Annotated in this window: 16 protein-coding genes and 1 pseudogene; 11 read left to right on the plus strand and 6 right to left on the minus strand. The window is 68.0% G+C overall.

Annotation, left to right across the window (positions count from 1 at the left end; genetic code table 11):
- Together F6Q13_RS06605 and F6Q13_RS06610 are read left to right on the plus strand one after the other, a co-directional pair.
- A partial coding sequence (locus F6Q13_RS06605) for a beta-ketoacyl reductase (RefSeq protein WP_293054180.1) occupies positions 1 to 1,096 on the plus strand: 1,096 nt, incomplete at its 5' end.
- Positions 1,097 to 1,129: 33 nt separating this feature from the next.
- Positions 1,130 to 3,688 carry a PEP-utilizing enzyme gene (locus F6Q13_RS06610; RefSeq protein WP_293054182.1) on the plus strand — a complete coding sequence of 853 codons (2,559 nt, stop codon included), beginning with the start codon at positions 1,130 to 1,132 and terminating at the stop codon, positions 3,686 to 3,688.
- Here the strand turns inward: F6Q13_RS06610 and F6Q13_RS06615 are convergent, their stop codons facing one another.
- Entirely contained in the window at positions 3,689 to 5,131 is a 1,443-nt protein-coding gene (locus F6Q13_RS06615) for an HNH endonuclease signature motif containing protein (RefSeq protein WP_293054185.1), read from the minus strand.
- Between the two features lie 69 nt (positions 5,132 to 5,200).
- On the opposite strand from F6Q13_RS06615, the gene F6Q13_RS06620 reads away from it, so the two are divergent.
- Both F6Q13_RS06620 and F6Q13_RS06625 read left to right on the plus strand, forming a co-directional pair.
- Complete coding sequence (locus tag F6Q13_RS06620; protein ID WP_293054188.1) at positions 5,201 to 6,706, plus strand: carboxylesterase/lipase family protein; 1,506 nt, start codon at positions 5,201 to 5,203, stop codon at positions 6,704 to 6,706.
- Between the two features lie 15 nt (positions 6,707 to 6,721).
- Positions 6,722 to 8,710, plus strand: coding sequence for a phosphotransferase (locus F6Q13_RS06625; RefSeq protein ID WP_293054191.1), 1,989 nt, complete (start codon positions 6,722 to 6,724; stop codon positions 8,708 to 8,710).
- Positions 8,711 to 8,713: 3 nt separating this feature from the next.
- On the opposite strand, the pseudogene F6Q13_RS06630 reads toward F6Q13_RS06625, so the two are convergent.
- A pseudogene (locus tag F6Q13_RS06630) lies at positions 8,714 to 10,349 on the minus strand (fatty acyl-AMP ligase).
- A gap of 199 nt (positions 10,350 to 10,548) precedes the next feature.
- Between F6Q13_RS06630 and F6Q13_RS06635 the strand changes: the two are divergent.
- Together F6Q13_RS06635 and F6Q13_RS06640 are read left to right on the plus strand one after the other, a co-directional pair.
- Positions 10,549 to 10,782, plus strand: a complete 234-nt coding sequence (locus tag F6Q13_RS06635; RefSeq protein WP_293054194.1) for a hypothetical protein — start codon at positions 10,549 to 10,551, stop codon at positions 10,780 to 10,782.
- Between the two features lie 51 nt (positions 10,783 to 10,833).
- Positions 10,834 to 11,514 (plus strand): class I SAM-dependent methyltransferase, encoded by a 681-nt coding sequence (locus F6Q13_RS06640; RefSeq protein ID WP_293054197.1) that lies wholly within the window; start codon positions 10,834 to 10,836, stop codon positions 11,512 to 11,514.
- On the opposite strand, the gene F6Q13_RS06645 is transcribed toward F6Q13_RS06640, so the two are convergent.
- From F6Q13_RS06645 to F6Q13_RS06655, 3 genes are read right to left on the minus strand one after another with little or no spacing between them, the layout of a single operon-like run.
- Positions 11,495 to 12,571, minus strand: a complete 1,077-nt coding sequence (locus tag F6Q13_RS06645; protein WP_293054200.1) for a prenyltransferase — start codon at positions 12,569 to 12,571, stop codon at positions 11,495 to 11,497. The genes F6Q13_RS06640 and F6Q13_RS06645 overlap by 20 nt on opposite strands.
- A complete protein-coding gene (locus F6Q13_RS06650) occupies positions 12,558 to 13,289 on the minus strand; it encodes a class I SAM-dependent methyltransferase (RefSeq protein WP_293054204.1) in 732 nt (243 codons plus the stop codon). Before F6Q13_RS06650 ends, F6Q13_RS06645 begins: the two co-directional genes overlap by 14 nt.
- Positions 13,283 to 14,545: a glycosyltransferase family 4 protein gene (locus F6Q13_RS06655; RefSeq protein ID WP_293054302.1), complete on the minus strand. Its 1,263-nt coding sequence runs from the start codon at positions 14,543 to 14,545 to the stop codon at positions 13,283 to 13,285. Before F6Q13_RS06655 ends, F6Q13_RS06650 begins: the two co-directional genes overlap by 7 nt.
- Positions 14,546 to 14,746: 201 nt before the next feature.
- Here F6Q13_RS06655 and pncA point away from each other — a divergent pair, with 201 nt between their 5' ends.
- Genes pncA through F6Q13_RS06680 form a run of 5 tightly spaced genes read left to right on the plus strand, consistent with a single transcriptional unit; the run spans position 14,747 to position 19,456 of the window.
- Positions 14,747 to 15,310: a pyrazinamidase PncA gene (gene pncA, locus F6Q13_RS06660; RefSeq protein WP_293054207.1), complete on the plus strand. Its 564-nt coding sequence runs from the start codon at positions 14,747 to 14,749 to the stop codon at positions 15,308 to 15,310.
- Positions 15,307 to 16,626 (plus strand): sugar ABC transporter substrate-binding protein, encoded by a 1,320-nt coding sequence (locus F6Q13_RS06665; protein ID WP_293054305.1) that lies wholly within the window; start codon positions 15,307 to 15,309, stop codon positions 16,624 to 16,626. The genes pncA and F6Q13_RS06665 overlap by 4 nt, the downstream gene beginning before the upstream one ends.
- Complete coding sequence (locus tag F6Q13_RS06670; RefSeq protein WP_293054210.1) at positions 16,623 to 17,543, plus strand: carbohydrate ABC transporter permease; 921 nt, start codon at positions 16,623 to 16,625, stop codon at positions 17,541 to 17,543. The genes F6Q13_RS06665 and F6Q13_RS06670 overlap by 4 nt, the downstream gene beginning before the upstream one ends.
- Before the next feature lie 2 nt (positions 17,544 to 17,545).
- A complete protein-coding gene (locus tag F6Q13_RS06675) occupies positions 17,546 to 18,382 on the plus strand; it encodes a carbohydrate ABC transporter permease (protein WP_293054213.1) in 837 nt (278 codons plus the stop codon).
- A 3-nt stretch (positions 18,383 to 18,385) separates the two neighbouring features.
- Positions 18,386 to 19,456: an ABC transporter ATP-binding protein gene (locus tag F6Q13_RS06680; protein ID WP_293054216.1), complete on the plus strand. Its 1,071-nt coding sequence runs from the start codon at positions 18,386 to 18,388 to the stop codon at positions 19,454 to 19,456.
- Positions 19,457 to 19,469: 13 nt separating this feature from the next.
- On the opposite strand, the gene F6Q13_RS06685 is transcribed toward F6Q13_RS06680, so the two are convergent.
- Positions 19,470 to 20,939, minus strand: coding sequence for a PE-PPE domain-containing protein (locus F6Q13_RS06685; RefSeq protein ID WP_293054218.1), 1,470 nt, complete (start codon positions 20,937 to 20,939; stop codon positions 19,470 to 19,472).
- Between the last annotated feature and the right edge of the window lie 14 nt (positions 20,940 to 20,953).

Genomic DNA, 20,953 nt, shown 5'->3' on the forward strand with positions numbered 1-20,953 from the left:
GATCGCTGAGATTCCGCCCGAGCATGGGTTGTCGGCGGTGATTCATGCCGCGGGGGTGCTCGACGACGCGGTGGTGACGTCGTTGACGCCGCAGCGGGTTGACGCGGTGTTGCGGGCCAAGGTGGATGCGGCCTGGAATTTGCATGAGTTGTCTCGCGGGGTGTCGGCGTTTGTGATGTTTTCCTCGATGGCCGCGCTGGTGGGGTCGTCGGGTCAGGCGAACTATGCGGCGGCCAATGCGTTTTTGGATGGGTTGGCCGCGCATCGGCGCGCACACGGGTTGCCGGCGATATCGCTGGGCTGGGGGCTGTGGGAACAGCCCAGCCAGATGACCGGCAGCCTGGAGAGCGTGGACTTCGCCCGGTTCGCCCGAGACGGCATTGTGGCCCTGTCCGCTGAGGAGGCGCTGCGACTGTTCGACACCGCACTGGTGGTCGACGAGCCCTACCTGGTGCCGGCCGCCATCGACACCACGGCGCTGCGCGCCAAGCATGACGCCGGCACCCTACCGCCGATGTTCGTCGACCTGATCAACGCTCCGGCGCGGCGCCGGGTGGAGGACTCGCTGGCTGCCGCCAAGTCGAGATCCGCTCTCGTGCAGCGCCTGGAGAGCCTGGCCGAGGACGAGCAGCACGCCGTGCTGCTGGATTTGGTGCGCTCGCACATCGCCGCCGTGCTGGGCACCACCACAGCCGAGGCCATCGACCCCGACAAGGCGTTCAGCGAGTTGGGTTTCGACTCGCTGACCGCGGTGGAGATGCGGAACCGGCTCAAAGCCGCCACCGGGCTTCCCCTTTCACCCACCCTGATCTTCGACTACCCCAATTCTGCGGCGCTGGCCGGTTACTTCCGCACCGAACTCCTCGGTATCTCGACCGAGCAGGCCGAACAGCCGGTCGCCGGCGACGCCGAAATCCAGCGCCTGGTGGCCTCGATTCCGGTCAAGCGCCTGCGCCGGGCCGGAGTGCTGGACCTGTTGTTGCGCCTGGCCGATGAGGCCGACGGCACCGAGGCTGAGCAAACCCGCGAAAAGGATCTTGCCGAAATGGATCTCGAGGACTTGGTCAATGCGGCCTTGCTCGATGACGACGAATAGACCGACGACGAATCGACCTGTGCAGGGCGGTCCGTGAGAATCGCTGTTACCGGGGCGAGCGGAGTACTCGGCCGCGGCGTTGTCAGCCGGCTGCTCAGCCTGGGCCACGACGTTGTCGGAGTGGCCCGCCGCCGACCCGACAGTTGGCCTACGGCAGCGGAATTCGTGTCGAGCGACATTCGGGATGCGACTGCGGTCCGGCAGGCTGTCGACGGCGCCGACGTCGTCGCGCACTGTGCTTGGGCGGTCGAGGGCGGAAGCGAAGCCCAGCAGATCAACATCGACGGAACCGCCAACGTGCTCGACGCGATGGCGGAGGCCGGCACTCGGCGCATCGTGTTCACGTCGTCGGCGCACGCCGTGAACCCTGCCGCCCCCGAGGGCCGCGACAAAGCCCGCGTCGAAGCAATGCTGGCCGCCTCTGGCACGGAGTGGGTGGCCGTCCGTCCGGCGCTGGTCATCGGCCGCAACGTCAACAACCGCGTGCTTCGCCTGCTGGCGGGCCCGGCGTTGCCCGCCCCGCGCGGATCGAGCGGGCGCGGGCTGCAGGTGGTGCACAGCGACGACGCCGTTCGGCTCCTCATTCGGGCGATCGTCGCAACCGCCATCGACAGCGGTCCGGTCAATCTGGCTGCCCCGGGCGAGCTTTCGATTCGTCAGCTCGCCGCGGCGATCGGCCGGCCGGTGCTGCCGCGGTGGGCAGCGGTCGGGTTCGGCGCTCTGCGAGGCCTGCTGGACGCGCCGCCGATGGATACTTCGGGGCTGCGCCGATACTGGGAATTCACCCCGGCGTGGACCGCCGCCGAATGTGCCGACGACTTCGCGCTGGCGGTGCGGGGCCGGGTGAGTCTGGGCCGCCGGTTGCTGTCGTTGCCGTGGCGGCTGACCACCGTGCAGGACATTCCGGTGACCGACGCGCCGGCGACCGACGGAACCGTCCCGGTGCCGGCCGGGCCGGAGGGCTGCAACGGGGAGTTCGACACGCCGATCGACCCGCGCTTTCCGACGTTTTTGGCGACCAATCTGTCCGAGGCGCTGCCGGGACCGTTCTCGCCGTCGTCGGCGTCGGTCGCGGTGCGGGGTCTGCGGGCGGGCGGTGTTGCCATCGCCGAGCGGCTCCGGCCGGGTGGGCTGATCCAGCGCGAGATCGCGACCCGGACCGTCGGGGTGTTCGCCCACCGTCTCTACGGCGCGATCACGGCCGGGCATTTCATGGCCGAAACCGTCCCGTTCGTCAAGCCTGCCACGGTCTTGAGCAGCAGTCAGTTCTTCGGGCCGAGCCTGGCTTCGCTACCGATATTCGGCGAGCAGCGTCTGCCCGGTGAATCCCGCCGTGCGAAAAAGCTGGTGCGGACGATCCGCAACATCGGCGTGTTCGGCGTCAACCTGGTCGGGCTGAGCGCCGGCTCGGGTCGGGACACCCGCGACTACATCGCCGACATCGACCGGTTGGAACGCCTGACGAACGATGACCTCACCGAGCTCGACGAGCAGCGGCTGCTGAGCCTGATCCTGCTGGCCCGCGACCACGTGGTGCACGGGTGGGTGCTGGCCTCGGGATCGTTCATGCTCTCCGCCGCGTTCAGCCTGATCCTGCGGGGCCTGGGCGGGCGCCAGATTGCGCCACCGGTCGGTCCGGAGCTGGCCAGCGCGCGACCGCTCGGTGCGGTGCACCGGTTGGCGACCGCCGCCCGCCGCGATTCCACGGTGGGCCGCCTGCTCGCCGAGCCCGGCGATCACCTGGACGCGCTTGCCGCGCAGGCGCCGGAATTTCATGCCGCAGTGCTGGCCGAGCTGGCGCTGATGGGCCACCGCGGGCCGGCCGAAGTCGAGATGTCGTCGACCAGCTACGCCGACAATCCCGAGTTGCTGATCCGAATGGTGGCCAAGTCGTTGCACGTCACGGCGCTGCCGGCGGCGCAGCACCGGCCAATCCCGCGGCGTGCCCGGCCCGTTGCGCTGCTCTCCGCGCGACAACTGCGCGACCGCGAAGTCCGCCGCGACAGGATGGTGCGCGCCATCTGGGTGCTGCGCAGGCTGCTGCGTGAATACGGACGCCGATTGGCGGAGTCCGGCGTCATCGACGCCAGCTCCGACGTGTTCTACCTGTTGGTCGACGAACTCGACGCACTTCCCGCCTGCGCCGCCGACGTCGTGGCTCGCCGCCGTGCCGAACGGTGCAGGCTGGCCACGGTCATCCCGCCGGCGGTCTTCAGCGGCCGCTGGCAGCCTGTGCGTGCGTCGGCGACGATGCTGACCGCCGGCGAGACGCTGCACGGCCTCGGCGTGTGCGGTGGCCTGGCCCGCGGGCGGGTCCGGGTGGTGCAGCCTGAGACCATCGAGGATCTCGAGCCCGGGGAGATCCTGGTGGCCGAGGTCACCGACGTCGGCTACACCGTCGCGTTCTCCTATGCAGCAGCGGTGGTCACCGAGCTCGGCGGCCCGATGTCGCATGCCGCGGTGGTGGCCCGCGAGTTCGGGGTTCCCTGCGTGGTGGACGCGCACGGGGCCACCCGGCGTCTCCCGCCGGGTGCGCTGGTGGAGGTGGACGGCGGCACCGGGGAGATCCGCGTGCTCGCGGACCGACCGTGACTAAAACGGCGGCGGCTCGTCGGCGGGTGGTGCCGGACCGCAGCCGGGGGCATCGACGGTGAGCGTTCGGGCCTGACGGTTTCGCCGGCGTTGGTCGGCGATGTAGGTAGCGCGGTTCTGGGCGCGGGTGCGGCGCCGCCTGGGCATCATCACAGCGCGCTCAGCGCACCGCCGGGTGGGTGTCGGCGTGGACGGGGCCAGGTCCCCGGTCGGGGCGCACAGGTCGGGGAACAGCAGCGCGCTGCCTGGGGTGGTGACGTAGGTCTGCCCGGCCGGTGACGTCCAGATCACGGTGCCGTCGGGCAGCTGTTCGTCCGACCAGCCCCAGAAAGTCTTGATCAAATGGTGCTGGCGACAAACGCATTTCAAGTTCGACGCGTGTGTCGGGCCACCGTCGCGATAGGGGATCGAATGGTCCAGATCGCACTCCAGGGCCGGTCGGTCACAGCCCGGAAACCGGCACGTCAGATCCTGGCAGCGGACGAAGTCGGCCAACTCTCGCGAGGGCGAATAACCCGGCTCGGCCGGCGCATCGGCCGGATGAACCAGAGGCCGACAGCGCGCTGAGCGGGCCAAGTCGGCCAGCAGGTCTGCCGCAATGAGCTCCCCGCTGCCGAGTATCACGCCCGGCGCGGGATCGGCGCTCTCGAGGCTGGCCCGGGTGGCGACGACATGTATCATCACGGGTCCCGGCGCCGGAGCGGTGCCCGCGGGGCAGTCCGCTTGCCCGCAGCGGCACGGCAATCGGTCGGCCCCGGCCGCCAATATCCCCAGGGCGTCGGCGCGGCGCTGCTTGCGGGTGCGCGGATCATCGGCGCACACCGTGTCGGCCAGGACATTCAACCGCGCATCGACTACGTGGGCGTCGGTGCTGATCAGCCTGCCGAATACCTCGGCTAAGCCGTTGCCGCCGTCCCAGATCGAGAATTCCCGGTCGGCCTGCTTTTCGTGCCTGCGGCGCACCGCGTCGCGATCGGCGCGGGCCACCACCCGGTCGATGTAGCCGGCCAGCCGCCCTCGCGTCATCGACGGCCACCGCGCGACCCGCACAGCCAGTTCGGCATCCACGCCGGCCAGCACCTGCGGGTCGGTGAGCAAGTCGGTGCGGTAGACGATCGTCTGAAACGTCGAATAGCTGATATCGCCGGCCACCAGCAGCGCACCCACCTGTGGCAGCCGCATCCGCAGAGCGCGCGAATAGTCCAGGTAACTCGACGCCAGCGCCGTGCTGATGCGCAACGCCGCAGACACTTCGGCAACCACCGCATCGTGGGTGTCGGTCGCCCAGCTCTCGCGCTCCCCGACCTCGCGCAACCGCAGCAGATCCAGCTCACCGACGGCCACCAACCGCTCGCCGGCCGCCCGGTTCTCCGCCCGCGACGCCGCGCACAGCCGATCCACCGCAGCGGCTGCGGCGGACGACGGCCTACCGGATTCGAACATACATTCGATTATGCCACGGCCCGCCGACACTGTCACGGGTGCCGGGTGCAGGTTCGCTACGGTCGGGATATGCATCGGCACCCCGTCCGCGTGGAGCTTGCCACCGGCACCGTCGAAGGTTTCGCCCGCGACGGTGTCCGGCGCTGGCGATCCATTCCCTACGCCCGCCCGCCGGTGGGGCCGCTGCGGTGGCGGGCACCACAGCCGGCCGAGCCGTGGTCGGGCGTGCGCTACTGCCACCGCTTCACCAACTGCGCTCCGCAGGAGCGCCGCTACACGATGATCGGCCTCGGCAAGTACCAGCCGATGGGCGAGGATTGCCTGACCCTCAACGTCGTGGCACCCGAGACCACCGACGACCGACCGCTGCCGGTCATGGTCTTCGTGCACGGCGGCGGTTACATCCTGGGCAGTTCGGCCACCCCGTTGTACGACGGCGCCGCGCTGGCCCGGCGCGGGTGCGTCTATGTGTCGGTCAACTACCGGCTCGGCGTGCTCGGATGCCTGGACCTGTCGTCGCTGTCGACTCCCGATATCACGGTGGACAGCAACCTTTTCCTGCGCGACCTGGTGCTGGCGTTGCGCTGGGTGCGCGACAACATCGCAGCCTTCGGCGGCGACCCCGACAACGTCACGCTGTTCGGGGAGAGCGCGGGCGCACACGCGGTTGCCACGATGCTGGCGGTGCCCGCCGCCGGGGGCTTGTTCACGCGGGCGATCGCCGAAAGCCCGGCCACCGGGATGGTGCGGTCCCGCGCGGCCGCGGCCGAGTTCGCCGCCCGGTTCGCCCGGCTGCTCGGTGTGCGTGGGCAAGACGCCGCCCACACCCTGATGCAGGCATCCGTCGCCGAACTGCTGGCCGCACAACGCCGGCTGATCGACGAGGGCGTGCGCAACATGCTGGGCGCCTTCCCGATCGGTCCGGTTTTCGGTGACGACTGTCTGCCGCTGGATCCGGTCGAGGCGATGCGTCGCGGAGACACGCACCGGGTCCCGCTCATCGTGGGCACCAACGCCGACGAGGGGCGGCTGTTCACCCGGTTCCTGCGCATGCTGCCGACGACCGAGCAGACGATCGAAGATCTGCTCGCAAAGACCGAGCCCGCCCGGCGAGACCGGATAACCGCCGCCTACCCCGGCTATCCCCGGCGGTCGGCCTGCATCCGGCTCGGCGGCGATTTCGCCTTCGGCGCAGCGGCCTGGCAGATCGCCGAGGCCCACGGCCGGCACGCGCCGGCTTATCTGTATCGGTACGACTACGCCCCGCGCGTGTTGCACTGGTCCGGCCTGGGCGCCACCCACGGCACCGAACTGCTCGCGGTCTTCGACGTCTACCGCACCACCTTCGGCGCGTTGCTGGGGGCAGCGGCCGACCGGCGGGATGCGCTGCGCGTCAGCGACGAAATACAAGGGCGCTGGCTGTCTTTCAGCCGCACTGGGGTGCCCGGACCGGGCTGGCCGGCCTACCCGGGCAGCGACCGCGCCGTCATGGTTTTCGACCGCAAGCCGCGAATCGAATTCGACCCGCACCCCGAGCGGCGCCTGGCCTGGGAGGGCTTTTCGCTCGCACGCTAGACACTGGGAGATGCCATGCAGTCACACCTCGACCACGTCATCCAACAACCGGCCGACCTCACCGCCGACTGGCTGACCGCGGTGCTGGGCAAACGAGCCGTCACGGACTTCACGGTCGAGCGCATCGGCACCGGGCAGATGAGCGAGTGTTTCCGGCTTGGACTGACCTATGCCGACGGCGACCGCGCCGCGGGCCCGGAGTCGGTGGTGCTGAAGGTCGCGGCCACCGACCCGCTCAGCAGGCGAACCGGCGTGGAATTGGGGCTTTACGAAAGGGAAGTCCGCTTCTACCGCGAGATCGCGCCGCGGCTGACCGGGCCGGTTGCCCCCTGCTACCACGCCGCCTTCGACCCCGCGGCCGGTGTCTTCGACGTCTTGCTCGGCGATGCGAATCCGGCAGTCGTCGGCGACGAGATCCGGGGCGCCACCGAAGCGCAAGCCCGGCTTGCCGTCACCGAATTGGCCCGTCTGCAAGGTCCGTTGCTCGGCGACGCCGCGCTCGCCGACGCGCCGTGGCTCAACCGCGACTCGCCGATCAACCAGACGCTGATCGGCGGGCTTTACGCCGGGTTCCTGGACCGCTACCGCGACCAGATCACCCCGGAGCATCAGCGGGTGTGCGAGCGGCTGGTCGGCGCGTTCGACGCCTATCAGGCGGTACAAGGCCCCTGCGGGCTGGTACACGGCGACTACCGATTGGACAACATGCTGTTCGGCACCGCCGGCGCCGACCGCCCACTGACGGTGGTCGATTGGCAGACCGTCACGTGGGGCCCGGCGATGACCGATCTGGCCTATTTCCTCGGCGGCGCGCTGGCGGTGGCAGACCGGCGCGTCCACTACGACGAGCTGCTGAAGGCCTACCACGCCGCACTCGGTCCCGACGCGCCGATCGGCCTGGCCGAGGTCCGCGACGGTGTGCGCCGGCAGAGCTTCTTCGGGGTGATGATGGCGATCGTGTCGTCGATGCTGGTGGAGCGCACCGAGCGGGGCGACCTGATGTTCATGACTTTGCTGCAACGGCACTGCGAGCATGTGCTCGACACCGATGCGCTGGCGCTGCTGCCGGCGGCGGTGCCGGTGGTGCCGCTGTGCCCGGCGCCCGACGACGAATCCGCACACAGCCCGACCGACGAGCCGCTCTGGAACGAAAGCTGGTATGCCGATTTCGTCGATGTAGGGCAAGGATTCGGCGGTTGGCTACGGCTCGGCCTGGTACCCAACCAGCACACCGCGTGGCTGCACGCACTGCTGTGCGGGCCGCGGCTGCCCACCGTGGCCGTCGTCGACTTCGAGGTACCGCTGCCCGCCGACCCGTGGGCCGTGCGCACCGGCACCGTCGAGTTGCACCACCGGGTAGACGATCCGCTGCGCAGCTATCGGATTGCGCTGCAAGGTCACGGGCAGTCTTTCACCGATCCGGCGGCCCTGCTGCGCGGCGAGTCGGGCGTGCCGGTCGAGGTGACCATGGATCTGCAGTGGATCACCGACGGCACGCCCTACCGGTACCGGCTGACCACGCGCTACGAGATTCCCTGCACGGTGTCGGGCAGCATCACCGTCGACGGCACCCCATATCGGGTCGAATCAGTTCCGGGACAACGCGACCACTCCTGGGGGGTGCGCGACTGGTGGAGCATGAACTGGCTGTGGAGCGCGCTGCACCTCGACGACGGGACCCACCTGCACGCCGTGGACCTGCGCATTCCCGGTGCCGCACCCATCGCGGTCGGCTACGTGCAAGACCGCGGCGGCGCAGTCACCGAAGTGCACACCATCGCCGCTCGGGAAACCTTCGGCGCCAATGGTCTACCCCAGGAAGCGACGTTGACGCTCGACGAGATCAGCATGACCGTCGACGTGCAAGGTCACGCGCCGCTACGGTTGGTCGCCCCCGACGGGCGGGTGAGCGACTTTCCCCGGGTGTGGGCCGTGGTCACCACCGCCGACGGCCGCAGTGGCGTGGGCTGGCTGGAGTGGAACCGCAACCGCGAACAGTGCTGAGGGTCACGACAGCAGTGCCAATGCATAACTTCGGCGCAGCTTGCCCGACGGGGTCTTGGGGATCGAGCCCGGGGCCAGTACCACCACATTGCGCGGCCGCGCGGCAACTTCGGCGACGACTTCGTGTGCGACCTCGTGCTTGATGCGGCGCACCTGTGCGGGATCGTCGGCCTTGCTTGATTCGACGGCCACCGCGAACGATTCACGCGAATGGCCGGCGTCGAGCCGCACGGCCGCCACACCACCCGCGCGCACGCCGGCGACCCGCCCGGCCGCGCGCTCCACATCGGCGGGGTAGATGTTGCGCCCGGCCATGATGATCACGTCCTTGGCTCTGCCGCACACCACGACGTGACCTTGCTCGGTCAGGGTAGCCCAGATCCCCGGTGTTGAACCAGCCCCGCTCGTCTTGGGCGGCCACAAAACCGCCGGCCGTGACGTATCCGGAAGTCACCGGGGCGCCGCGCACCTCGATCAGGCCCACGCCACGCACCGGCTCGAGGGTACCGTCCTCGTCGACGATGCGGGCCTGCATGCCCTCCAGCACCGGCCCCAGGGTGGCCAGCCGTCGGGTGTTGCCGGTGGTGGCGGGCACCGCCCGACGCAGCACGGCAAGCATGTCGGCGTCCACCTCGTCTACGACGAGCCCGACTCCGCATTGCGAAAATGACACCGCGACGGTGGTTTCCGCCATCCCGTAGGCCGGCAGGATCGCCTCGGGACGCAGCCCGAACGGCGCCCCGGCCGCGCAGAGGTCCTCGACGTCGGCCGGTTCGACCTGCTCGGAACCCGACAACGCCCACCGCAAGGACGACAAATCAAGTTCACCGGATCGGGCGTGCTGGCGCAGCCGCTTGGCCAGCAAGGCGTACGCGAAGTTCGGCGCCGCGGTCATCGTTGCGCGGTATTTGTCTATCAACCTGGGCCACAACAAGATATCGGCCAAGAAGTCGATCGGAGTGATCTTGACCAGCTCGGCGCCGAACAGCATCGGAACGGTCAGAAACCCCGTCATGCCCATGTCGTGAAACAGCGGCAACCAGCTCACGATCACGTCGTTGTCCAGGTCGTAGCGGGCAGCGGCGAACATCGCCTCGGCGTTGGCGATCACGTTGGCGTGGGTGATCGCGACTGCTTTGGGGCAACCCGTCGAGCCCGACGTCAACTGCAAAAGCGCCAGATCGTCCTCGCTGCTGGCCACCGCGTCGATCGGTGCGGCGGCCAGCAGCTGGGCAATCGTCACCACCGCGACCCCGTGGCGGGCCAGCACCGCCGGCACCGCCAGGAACGGATCCGACACGATGACCGCCCTCGCCTCGAGCATGGCGACGATCGACAGCGTGTCTTGGGTCCAGACCTGCAGGTCGGTGCGCGGCGTCGGCTGGTGCAGCATCGTCAGGCACGCGCCCCGCAGCCACACCCCCTGCGCGGTAGCCGCGATCTCTGCCGGGGCGCCGGCCAACACACCCACCCGATCGCCCGGGCCGACCCCCAGAGCGGCCAAACCTCCCGCGACCTGTCGAGCCTGCCGGTGAATGTCTCCCCAGCCGTGACGAACCGGCGCGCCGGGCTCACCGGTCACCAAGCCATGACCACTTGACTCGGCGCTGCTGAGCATCGACTCGACGAATCTGCTCATCGCCGTCTCCGGTTTCAGGGCTGGTATCAGACCAGCTTCGGCCATCTCGGGACATCCGGGACGACACCGCCACAGTACCGGCCGGCGTGCCGAAACGCGTGCACCCGGACGACCGGCGCGCCGCCTCCGGCCCGGCCGTCGGCACGCCGGTGCCATCCTGGGGTAGCGTGGGGGGTGATACCGACAAGGACGGGTGGACATGGCTACACAGAACCGGTGCGACGCGCCCCAGATTCATCCGTCCCAGGTCCGAGTCGGTGACATCATCGGCGCGACGAACCCGCTGGGTCTGCGCTACACCGTCAAGCTGATCAGCGGCCCACAGACGACACCACGGCAGTGGACGTTCTTCGGCCGCGACGCCAGGGGCTTGCAGCACACGAACACGTTCGGTGAAGAAGATCTCGTCTGCCGGTACTCCGAGCCATCCTGACCGTTACGGACACCGACGGTCCGCGCCATCGTTCTGTAAGTGCGGGTCGCGATGAGCGCTGCTGGGCCCGACGAGCGTACCGCCCGGTTGTTCGAGCTCGCCGAGCGGGTGAAAGGGTTCATGCCGCCCGAGGAGGGTCGGGCGCTGCATGACGCTGCGCTGCACTACTTCGATCACGGTGTCGGGGTGGAGATCGGCACCTATTGCGGCAAGTCGACCGTGCTGCTGGGAGCGGCGGCGGCCATCGGCGACAGTGTGCTCTACACCGTCGACCATCATCACGGGTCCGAAGAGCATCAACCGGGCTGGGTTTATCACGACGTGTCGCTGGTGGACACCGCTACCGGGCGTTTCGACACCCTGCCGGCGTTGCGGCGCACCCTCGACGAGGCCGGGCTCGACGACAATGTTGTTGCGGTGGTGGGCCGATCGGCGGTGGTGGCCCGCGGCTGGCGGACACCGCTGCAGCTGCTGTTCGTCGACGGCGGGCACAGCGAAGCCGCGGCGCACGAGGACTTCGACAGCTGGGCGCGCTGGGTGAGTCCTGGTGGCGCGCTGATCATCCACGACGTATTCCCCGATCCCCGCGACGGCGGCCAGGCTCCCTACCAGATCTATTGTCGCGCATTGGAAACCGGAGCGTTCGAACAGCGATCGGTCACTGGGTCGCTGCGGGTGCTGGAACGGACTTCAGGCGCGCCGGGTGTGTTGGCTAGCGATCGGTCGGGTTGACCGCGCACTCGCAGTCGTATTCACCCTCCAGACCGCGCGGCAGATCGGTACCCCGGAAGATGCCGCTGCCGGCGGTGGTGCGTGACAATGCATCGGCCGCCAAGATCACCGCCGCCGCGGTCCAGGTGGTGCGCTCGACCGGCCAACGCTTGCCGTCGCTGAATACCAACCCGGTCCAGTAGGAGCCGTCGGATTCGCGCAGGTGCTGCATGGCCGCGAACTGGCGCAGCGCCTCGGCCCGGTAACCCATCGCGTCCAGCGCCAGCACTAATTCGCAGGTCTCGGCGCCGGTGACCCACGGCCGGTCGTCGACACAGCGGACACCGAGTCCGTCGACGACGAAATCAGGCCACCGTTCGGCGAGCCGGGCCGTCGCGGCCCGGCCCCGCAGCGCCCCACCGAGAATCGGGTAATACCAGTCCATCGAGTGATGCGGCTTCTCGGTGAACGCCTCCGGGTGCGCGGTGATCGCATGACCCAATTGTCCCAGTGCGACCTCCCAGTCGGGCTGCGGCTCGTTGACGTAGTTGGCCAGAGCCAGTGCGCAGCGCAGGCTGTGGAAAATGCTCGAACAGCCGGTCAGCAGTGCCTCGGCTACTGGGCCCGAAGAGCTTCGCGCCCAGCAGATCTCACCGCCCTCAAGCTGCAGGTCCAGCACAAACTCGATAGCTGCGCGCACCGTCGGCCACATGGCGGCGGCGAAGGCACCGTTCCCGGTGACCAGCACGTGGTGCCACACCCCGACGGCGATGTAGGCACAGAAGTTGCTGTCGCTGTTGGCATCCTCGACGACGCCGGCACGCAGCTGAAGCGGCCAGGAGCCGTCGGCGCGCTGCTGGTGACGACACCAGGCATAGGCGCGGCGGGCCGGTTCGATCAAACCCGCCGTGGTAAGGGCCATCGCACATTCGACATGATCCCAGGGATCGGTGTGCCCGCCCACCGACCACGGGATCGCACCGGACGGCTCCTGCACCGCAGCAATCGATTCCGCGGTTTGGCGGCACTGCTGTGGCGTGAGAATCCCCGCCACGCCGAGGGTGTCAGAACAGTTCAACGGCGGCCACCGATTTCTCGAAGTACAGGGCGACGCTCTTGCCGATCAGTGGGTTGAGCGCCGATTCGGCCAGGCGGGTGATCCACGGCCTGTGCATCATGTCCCAGACCAGCAGCCTGTGATAGGCGTTTACCGCAGGGTGATCTGGATTCGTCATTCCGACAATGCATTTCAGCCACCAAAATGGAGCATGTAGCGCGTGCGCGTGGTGACTATGGATAAACGTCACTCCGGCGTCGGCGATTTTGCCGCGCAGCCGACTGGCTCGGTAGATCCGGATGTGGCCGCCCTCGTTGCTGTGGTACTCGTCGGACAACAACCAGCACACCTGCTCCGGCAGCCATCGGGGCACGGTGACCGCCAGCCTGCCGCCGACCCGCAGGACGCGGATCAGCTCGGTGATCACCGCGTCGTCGGCCGGCACGTGCTCGAGGATTTCCGCGGCGATCACGCAGTCGAACGTGCCGTCGGGATAGGGCAACGCGATCGCGTCGCCCACCACGGTGTCGGCGGTGGCCGACGCGGGCGCCTCGCCGGTCTCGGCCATCGCCGACAGCATTGTCGCGACCTCGGCCAGTTGCGCGGCGTCCCGGTCGAACGCGATCACGTCGGCGCCGCGGCGGTATGCCTCGAAACTGTGCCGGCCGGCCCCGCAGCCGACGTCGATGACCTTGGTGCCGGGCCCGACGCCGAGCCGGTCGAAATCCACCGTCAGCACGGGTCGCTCGCCGTGGCCGTCGAGCCCGGTGTCCGCGCGATCGCGCGTTCATAGACGCCAACGGTCTGGGCGGCCACCGATTCCCAGCTGTACACGTCGAGCGCGCGGCGGCGGCCGGCTCTCCCGAGCCGGCGCAGCTGCTCGGGGGAGGCCAAAAGCTCGTCGAGCACCCGCAGCAACTCGCCGGCGTCTCCGGGCCGGACCAACCGTGCGCAGTCGCCGTCGGGTCCGAGCACTTCGGGCAGGGCGCCGGCCCGGCTGGCGACGATCGGCGTACCGCTGGCCATCGCCTCCACTGCCGGAAGGGAGAATCCTTCGTACAGCGAAGGAATGCAAGCGATTTCAGCAGAGGCGAACAATCCGGCGAGCTCGGCGTCGGAGAGCCCGCTGGAGGTGTGCACGATGTCGGAGAGACCGAGTTCGGCGATCAGCTTCTCGGTCGGCCCGTTCGGCTCGAGCCTGGCCACGAGCTGCAGTTCCACGTCGCGTTTGGTGCGCAACCTGGCCAGCGCGTGCAGCAGGTTCGCGACGCCCTTGAGCGGGGTGTCGGCGCTCGCGATGGCGATGAGGCGGCCGGGGACGCGCGGCCGGGCCGCCGGCGTGAACACGGTGGTGTCGACGCCGAGCGGCACCACGTGCAGCCGCTCGGGGCTGACCCCGAAGTCGACGGTGATGTCGGCGGCCGACGACGACGACACGGTCAGCAAGTCAGGAAGCGCGCGAGCGACCCGCTGCTGCATCCGCAGGAAGCCGTACCAGCGGCGCACCAAGGGTTTGCGCCACCACGGTGCCGCCGCCAGGTCCAGCAACCGGTCGCGGGTGATCGGGTGGTGCACGGTCGCTACCACCGGCAGGCCGGTCGCCGCGATCTCGAGCAGTCCGTCCCCCAGGCACTGGTTGTCGTGCACCACGTCGAAATCACCCCGCCGGCCGGCCAGCAGCCGGGCGGCGCGCAGGCTGAAGGTGCGGGGCTCCGGAAACCCGGCCGTCCACACCGTCGCGAGCTCGAGGACGTCGATGCGGTCCCGGATCTCGCGGGGGTGCGGAATGCGGAACGGGTCCGGCTCGCGGTACATGTCCAGGCTGGGCACCCGGCGAAGCACCACCCGCGGATCCAGGCCCTCGGGATAGGGCTGACCGGAGAACACCTCGACGCGATGACCCAGCTCGACCAGGCCCCGGCTGAGATGACGGACATAGACACCCTGGCCGCCGCAATGCGGCTTGCTGCGGTAGGAAAGCAAGGCAATCCGCATGTTCACGCCGGTTCCGTGAGGGCGACGCGGGCACTGGCCAGGGCAGGGGAATCGACATCGACGGCAACACGCTGTCTGGACACGTGTCTGGACTATACGTGACGGGCCGCACAGCGCAGGTGGCGCTCCGGTTCATCGCCGTCCGGGAAAGTGGCGGCTCGTCGCCATCGCCCTGCGCCGATCGGCGATACCGTGGGCGCTATGCAGGCGCTGATCATCGTCGACGTGCAGAACGACTTCTGCGAGGGCGGCTCGCTGGGTGTGGTCGGTGGCACCGCCGTGGCCGGCGCCATCACCGAGTATTTGTCGACTCCGGCCGCCGGCTACCGGCACGTGGTCGCCACCCAGGACTTCCACGTCGATCCCGGTGACCACTTCTCCGACCGACCCGACTACCTGACCTCCTGGCCGCGGCACTGCGTGGCCGGCACTCGCGGAGCGCAGTTCCACCCGGCTCTGGACACCGGCGGGATCGAGACGGTCTTCCGCAAAGGCGCTTATGCCGCGGCATACAGCGGCTTCGAGGGTGTCGACGACACCGGGACGCCGCTGGCGGACTGGTTGCGCCGGCGCGGCGTCGACGAGGTCGACGTGGTCGGGATCGCCACCGATTACTGCGTCCGCCAGACCGCCGAGGACGCGGTCCGGGCCGGTTTCGCCACCCGGGTATTGCTGGACCTGACCGCCGGCATGGCGCAGGAATCCACCGAGGCAGCCATCGACGCGATGCGGGCCGCCGGCGTCACGCTGGCGTCGAGCGCCTGATGAGCCGGCCGGTTCGGCGGCGGACGCTGTTGCGCAGCGCCGGCGTGCTCGGCGCGGCCGCACTGGTGTTCGGGTCGCCGGGATGTGCGGCCGACGACGACGCGCTGACCTTCTTCTTCGCCGCCAATCCCGAAGAGGCCGACGCCCGGATGCTGGTCATCGATGCCTTCCGGCGGCGTCATCCCGACATCACGGTGCGCACACTGCTGTCCGGGCCCAACCCGATGCAACAGGTGTCGACGTTCTGCGCCGGCGGCAAATGCCCGGACGTGATGATGGCCTGGGAGTTCTCCTACGCCGGGCTGGCCGACCGGGGAGTGCTGCTGGACCTGGGTGAGCTGTTGGCGCACGACCCGGTTTTCGCCGCGCAGCTGCGTGCCGACAGCATCACGTCGCTCTACGGCACCTTCACCTACGACGGCGGTCAGTACGCGCTGCCCGAGCAATGGTCCGGGAACTTCTTGTTCTACAACACCGCGCTGTTCGACGAGGCCGGTGTGCGCCCACCGCCCGGGCGATGGGAGCAGCCGTGGAGCTTCGGCGACTTCCTCGACGCCGCGAAGGCGCTCACCAAACGCGATCGGTCCGGCCGGGTTTCACAGTGGGGATTCGTCGACACCTGGGTGGGGTCCTATTCGGCCGGGCTCTTCGGGATGAACAACGGTGTCCCGTGGTCGACTCCGCGGATGAACCCCACCCACCTCAATTTCGGTGACCCTGCGTTCATCGAGGGCGTCCAGTTCTACGCCGACCTGGCCACCAGGCACCGGGTCGCCCCCACCGCGTCGGAGACACAGTCGATGTCCACGATGGACCTGTTCTCGGCGGGCAGAGCGGCGATGGCGCTCGGCGGGCACTGGAGATATCAGACCTTCGACCGGGCCGACGGCCTGGATTTCGACGTCACTGTGTTGCCGACCGGGCCGCGAGCCACCCGGGCCCGCTCCAACATCGGCAGCACCGGGCTCGCCATCGCGGCCGACAGCCGTCGCCGTCAGCAGGCGTGGGAGTTCGTGAAGTTCGCTGCCGGCCCGGAGGGACAGGACGTGATCGCTCGATCCGGGCTGTTCGTGCCGGTGTTGCGTTCGGCGATCCACTCGACCGGGTTCGCCGAGGCCCACCGCAGGATCGGCCATCTCGCCGTACTCACCGGCGGTCCGGCGAATTCCGAAGGACTGCCGATCACACCCGCATGGGAAAAGATCAACGCGCTGATGGACCGCAACTTCGGCCCGGTGCTGCGCGGCTCCAAGCCAGCGACGTCACTGGCCGACGGACTCGCACGCCAGGTCGACGAGGTGCTGCGCAATCCATGACGAGCCGGCCCGCCATCGCAGCATCGCGCCGTCGCCGATCGATACGACGACGCGTCGCCACCGGGCACCTGTTCGTCGCGCCGAACCTCGCCGCGGTCGCGGTGTTCATGCTGTTCCCGCTCGGATTCTCGCTGTACATGAGCTTTCAGAAGTGGGATTTGTTCACGCCGCCGAAATTCGTCGGCCTGCAAAACTTCCGGAACCTGTTCACCGCTGACCCGCTTTTCCTCATCGCGCTGCGCAACACCGTAGTGTTCACTCTCGGAACACTGGTGCCGACGGTACTCATCAGCCTGATCGTTGCCGGCATCTTGAACCGGCAAGTCAAGGGCATCGGCATCTTTCGCACCATCGTCTTCTTGCCGCTGGCGGTCTCGGCGGTCGTGATGGCCGTCGTGTGGCAGTTCGTCTTCAACACCGACAACGGGCTGCTCAACATCATGCTCGGCTGGGTTGGGATCGGCCCGATTCCGTGGCTCATCGAGCCGCACTGGGCGATGTTTTCGCTGTGCACGGTCAGCGTGTGGAAAAGCGTGCCTTTTGCGACAGTTGTCCTTCTGGCTGCGATGCAGGGGATTCCGGACGACGTCTACGAGGCCGCCCGGATCGACGGCGCGGGCGAAGTCCGCCGATTTTTCTCGATCACGGTCCCGCTGCTGCGCGGCGCGCTGATATTCGTCGTGGTGATCTCGATCATCAACGCGTTCCAGGCGTTCGACCTGGTCTACGTGCTCACCGGCGGCAACGGCGGGCCGGAGACCGCGACCTATGTGCTGGGCATCATGCTTTTCCAGAACGCCTTCGCATTCCTGCAATTCGGTTACGCGTCGGCATTGGCGTGGGTGATGTTCGCGATCCTGCTGACACTGACCGTGGTGCAGTTGCTGCTGGCACGCCGGAGTCGTCTGGAGGAGTGATGATGGGGGAGCGGGTGATCAAGTCCGGCATGCTGCGGGCCGGCGTCGTCTATCTCGCGCTCATCGGCATTGCGTGGTGCGCGCTGTTTCCGATCCTGTGGGCACTGTCGGGTTCGTTGAAGAAGGAAACCGAGGTCGGTGTGCCGGCGTTGCTGCCGGCTCATCCGCAATGGGGGAATTACCGTGAGGTCTTTGCGCTCATGCCGTTTTGTCGGATGTTCTTCAACACGGTGGTCTATGCCGGATGCATCACGGCCGGGCAGGTGTTCTTCTGCTCGCTGGCCGGCTACGCGTTTGCGCGGTTGTCGTTCCGGGGCCGCGACACGTTGTTCGTATGCTATCTCGGGACGCTGATGGTACCGCTGACGGTGACGGTGATCCCGCAGTTCATCTTGATGCGGCTGGTCGGGTGGACCGACACCCCGTGGGCGATGGTCGTGCCGGGGTTGTTCGGCACCGCATTCGGGACATATCTGATGCGGCAGTTTTTCCGCACCCTGCCCGACGAGCTCGAGGAAGCCGCGATTCTCGACGGCTGCTCACCGTGGCAGGTCTACTGGCGGATCCTGCTGCCGCACACCAAGCCGGCGGTCATGGTGTTGGCGGTGCTCACCTGGGTCAATGTCTGGAACGAATTCCTGTGGCCGCTGGTGATGATCGAGCACAAGAGCATCGCCACGCTGACCCTGGGCCTGGTCTGGCTACAAGGCGAATACGTCGCCCGATGGCCGGTGCTGATGGCCGCCTCGATGCTGATCCTGGCGCCGCTGGTGATCATTTACGCGGTCGCGCAGCGGTCGTTTGTCCGGGGTATCGCGATGAGCGGGTTCGGGGGGTAGTGGATGGCATCGGTGAGCTTCGAGCAGGCGACACGCCGTTATCCCGGCGCTGCATGCCCGGCGCTGGACAGCCTGGATCTGCAGATCGGCGACGGCGAATTCGTGGTGCTGGTGGGGCCCTCCGGGTGCGGCAAGACGACGTCGCTGCGGATGATCGCGGGTTTGGAGACGCTGGATGCGGGCCGCATCCGAATCGGCGGACGTGACGTCACCGATGATGACCCGAAAGACCGCGACGTCGCGATGGTGTTTCAAAATTACGCGCTGTACCCGCACATGACGGTGGCGCAGAATATGGGCTTCGCGTTGAAGATCGCCAGGACGCCCAGGGCCGAGATCCGCGCACGAGTCCTGGACGCGGCCCGGCTGCTCGATTTGGAGCCCTACCTGGATCGCAAACCGAGGGATCTTTCCGGCGGACAACGCCAGCGAGTGGCCATGGGCCGGGCGATCGTGCGCCGCCCTCAGGTCTTTTTGATGGACGAACCGTTGTCCAATCTCGACGCCAAGCTGCGGGTGCAGACCCGCAACCAGATCGCGGCGTTGCAGCGGCGGCTGGGCACCACCACCGTCTACGTGACTCACGACCAGGTCGAGGCCATGACCATGGGTGACCGGGTCGCGGTGTTGCGTGACGGTGTGCTGCAGCAGTACGCGTCGCCGCGGGAGCTCTACCGCGAACCGGTCAACGTGTTCGTCGCGGGGTTCATCGGCTCCCCGGCGATGAACCTTTTCACGTTGCCGGTCACCGATCACTCGGTGTCGTTGGGTGACTGGCAGATTCCGGTGCCGCGCCGGGTGGCCGACAGCGCCGCCGCGGTTGTCCTGGGAATCCGGCCCGAGCACTTCGAGCTGGGTGGTCGTGGCGTGGAGATGGAAGTCGACGTCGTCGAAGAACTCGGCGCCGACGCGTATCTGTACGGCCGGACCTGCCCGCCGGACGACATGACCGGCCAATCCATCGTCGTTCGCGCGGACGGAGGTGATCCTCCGCGGCGCGGCAGCCGGGTGCGCGTGCACCCTCGCACCGATCACCTGCATTTTTTCGGCACCGACGGCCGCAGGATGCTCTGAGTGCCGCGGCGGTTCAGGGGATAAGACCGGGTATTTCGATAAACGGGCTTGCCAGATCGAGACCGGCCGTGAAAACGCCCTCGCCGACCGCGATGATGTCGAACAGACCGCCCAGCGGCAGCAGCGCGGCATTGACGGCGACCGGCATACCGATCGCGTCAAGCACATTGCCCTGGCTGAGCTCGTAGGCAAAAATCGTAAGGTCCTCGGCCGGAACCGTCGTGAGCAGAGCATTGATGATATCTGCGGTGGGAAGCAGGGTCCCGTAAAGGCTCGAGGCGGCGCCGCTCAGCGCGTCGACGATCCCCAGCGGGGTGTCCGAGCCAGGGGATATCGCGATGTCTTTGAATGTCACTGCAGCGACGTACGACTCCTCCAACAGCCGCAGAACAGGGTTGCTGGCCAGCGAGAACAATTGCGCAGGGTGTTCAATGTCGCTGATCGCGTCTTGGATTCCCTCTTCGGTTCCCGCGACCAGCAGACCCGGAACCTTTTCCAAATCGGCCAGGCTTGGGAACAGCCCTGCCGGGGTGGGCACGTTGGCGTTGTCGTTGACCCAACCGTAGGCAGGATCGCCATAACCCAGGTTCACCAGCACTTCGACGTCGGGTTGCAGCAAGTCGGCCAGGATCGGCCCGCTGACCGGGATGGCGCGCAACGGATCCAGCAGCGGCAGGTACTCGGTGGGAATCATCCAGTACGTCGTGGCGCCGTCGTATCCGGCCGAGGTGGGCACCTCGACGGCGCTGGAGAGCTGGGCCGCAGTCAGATCGGGGTACTCGGTATGGACGAATAAAATTCCCAGCAGCGCGTTGAGATCGGCGAGCACGTCGATCGGGTAGCGGGGAAAATCGGCGAAACCGTCGTATTCCCCGGTATAGATCGCGGTCGGGTAGTCGTCGACCGGGGTTGCGCCGTTGAAGGTGATACCCAGGCTTGCGACGGTCGGGTCACTATTGGGCGGCAGGTCGAGACGTTCGAGTAGGCCCCCGTTGGGATTGTTGGGATCGCCGATCATCACGAAATGCAGTTGCTCGGGGGACGGGTCGATGCCGGCGATCCCGTTGGCGATGTTTTCCATCTCCTCGGTGGCGATCACCGCGCTTTGCGAGTAGCCGAAGACGGTGACGTCGTTCCCGGCGGCGAGCTGTTCCTGTATGGCGTTGTCGAGGATCGCGACGCCCTGGGCCACCGACTGGTTCAGCGTCAGCTCTTTGGGACCACCCACGATCGGATACAGCCCTTCGGGGGTGTCGACACCCTGCAAGGCGCACGCGGGCGGGTCGCAGTGCAAGTAGAGCTCGTTGACCGCCTGGATATAGCTCTCGGGAGGAATCGGAGTGCCGGTGCCGCCCATGATCAACGCGGCGTCGTCTGTCGCGAAGGCAGCCGCCGCAGTCAGTGCAGACAGCGCAACGAGTCCCCCGCTCCCAGTGGCGGCCAGGACCGCAGACCGTTTCCGCGGGTTGCCGCGACCGCCCATCCAGACCTCCGCCA

This window comes from Mycobacterium sp. (genome assembly GCF_008709575.1).
In the GTDB taxonomy this organism is placed as follows: Bacteria; Actinomycetota; Actinomycetes; order Mycobacteriales; family Mycobacteriaceae; genus Mycobacterium.

What these genes read in the sequence shown, in the direction of transcription:
- F6Q13_RS06685 (WP_293054218.1), bottom strand. Translation starts at nt 20,939, where the DNA reads ATGGGCGGTCGCGGCAACCCGCGGAAACGGTCTGCGGTCCTGGCCGCC.
- F6Q13_RS06675 (WP_293054213.1), top strand. Translation starts at nt 17,546, where the DNA reads ATGGGGGAGCGGGTGATCAAGTCCGGCATGCTGCGGGCCGGCGTCGTC.
- F6Q13_RS06625 (WP_293054191.1), top strand. Translation starts at nt 6,722, where the DNA reads ATGCAGTCACACCTCGACCACGTCATCCAACAACCGGCCGACCTCACC.
- F6Q13_RS06615 (WP_293054185.1), bottom strand. Translation starts at nt 5,131, where the DNA reads ATGTTCGAATCCGGTAGGCCGTCGTCCGCCGCAGCCGCTGCGGTGGAT.
- F6Q13_RS06655 (WP_293054302.1), bottom strand. Translation starts at nt 14,545, where the DNA reads ATGCGGATTGCCTTGCTTTCCTACCGCAGCAAGCCGCATTGCGGCGGC.
- F6Q13_RS06670 (WP_293054210.1), top strand. Translation starts at nt 16,623, where the DNA reads ATGACGAGCCGGCCCGCCATCGCAGCATCGCGCCGTCGCCGATCGATA.
- F6Q13_RS06680 (WP_293054216.1), top strand. Translation starts at nt 18,386, where the DNA reads ATGGCATCGGTGAGCTTCGAGCAGGCGACACGCCGTTATCCCGGCGCT.
- F6Q13_RS06620 (WP_293054188.1), top strand. Translation starts at nt 5,201, where the DNA reads ATGCATCGGCACCCCGTCCGCGTGGAGCTTGCCACCGGCACCGTCGAA.
- F6Q13_RS06640 (WP_293054197.1), top strand. Translation starts at nt 10,834, where the DNA reads ATGAGCGCTGCTGGGCCCGACGAGCGTACCGCCCGGTTGTTCGAGCTC.
- F6Q13_RS06635 (WP_293054194.1), top strand. Translation starts at nt 10,549, where the DNA reads ATGGCTACACAGAACCGGTGCGACGCGCCCCAGATTCATCCGTCCCAG.
- pncA (WP_293054207.1), top strand. Translation starts at nt 14,747, where the DNA reads ATGCAGGCGCTGATCATCGTCGACGTGCAGAACGACTTCTGCGAGGGC.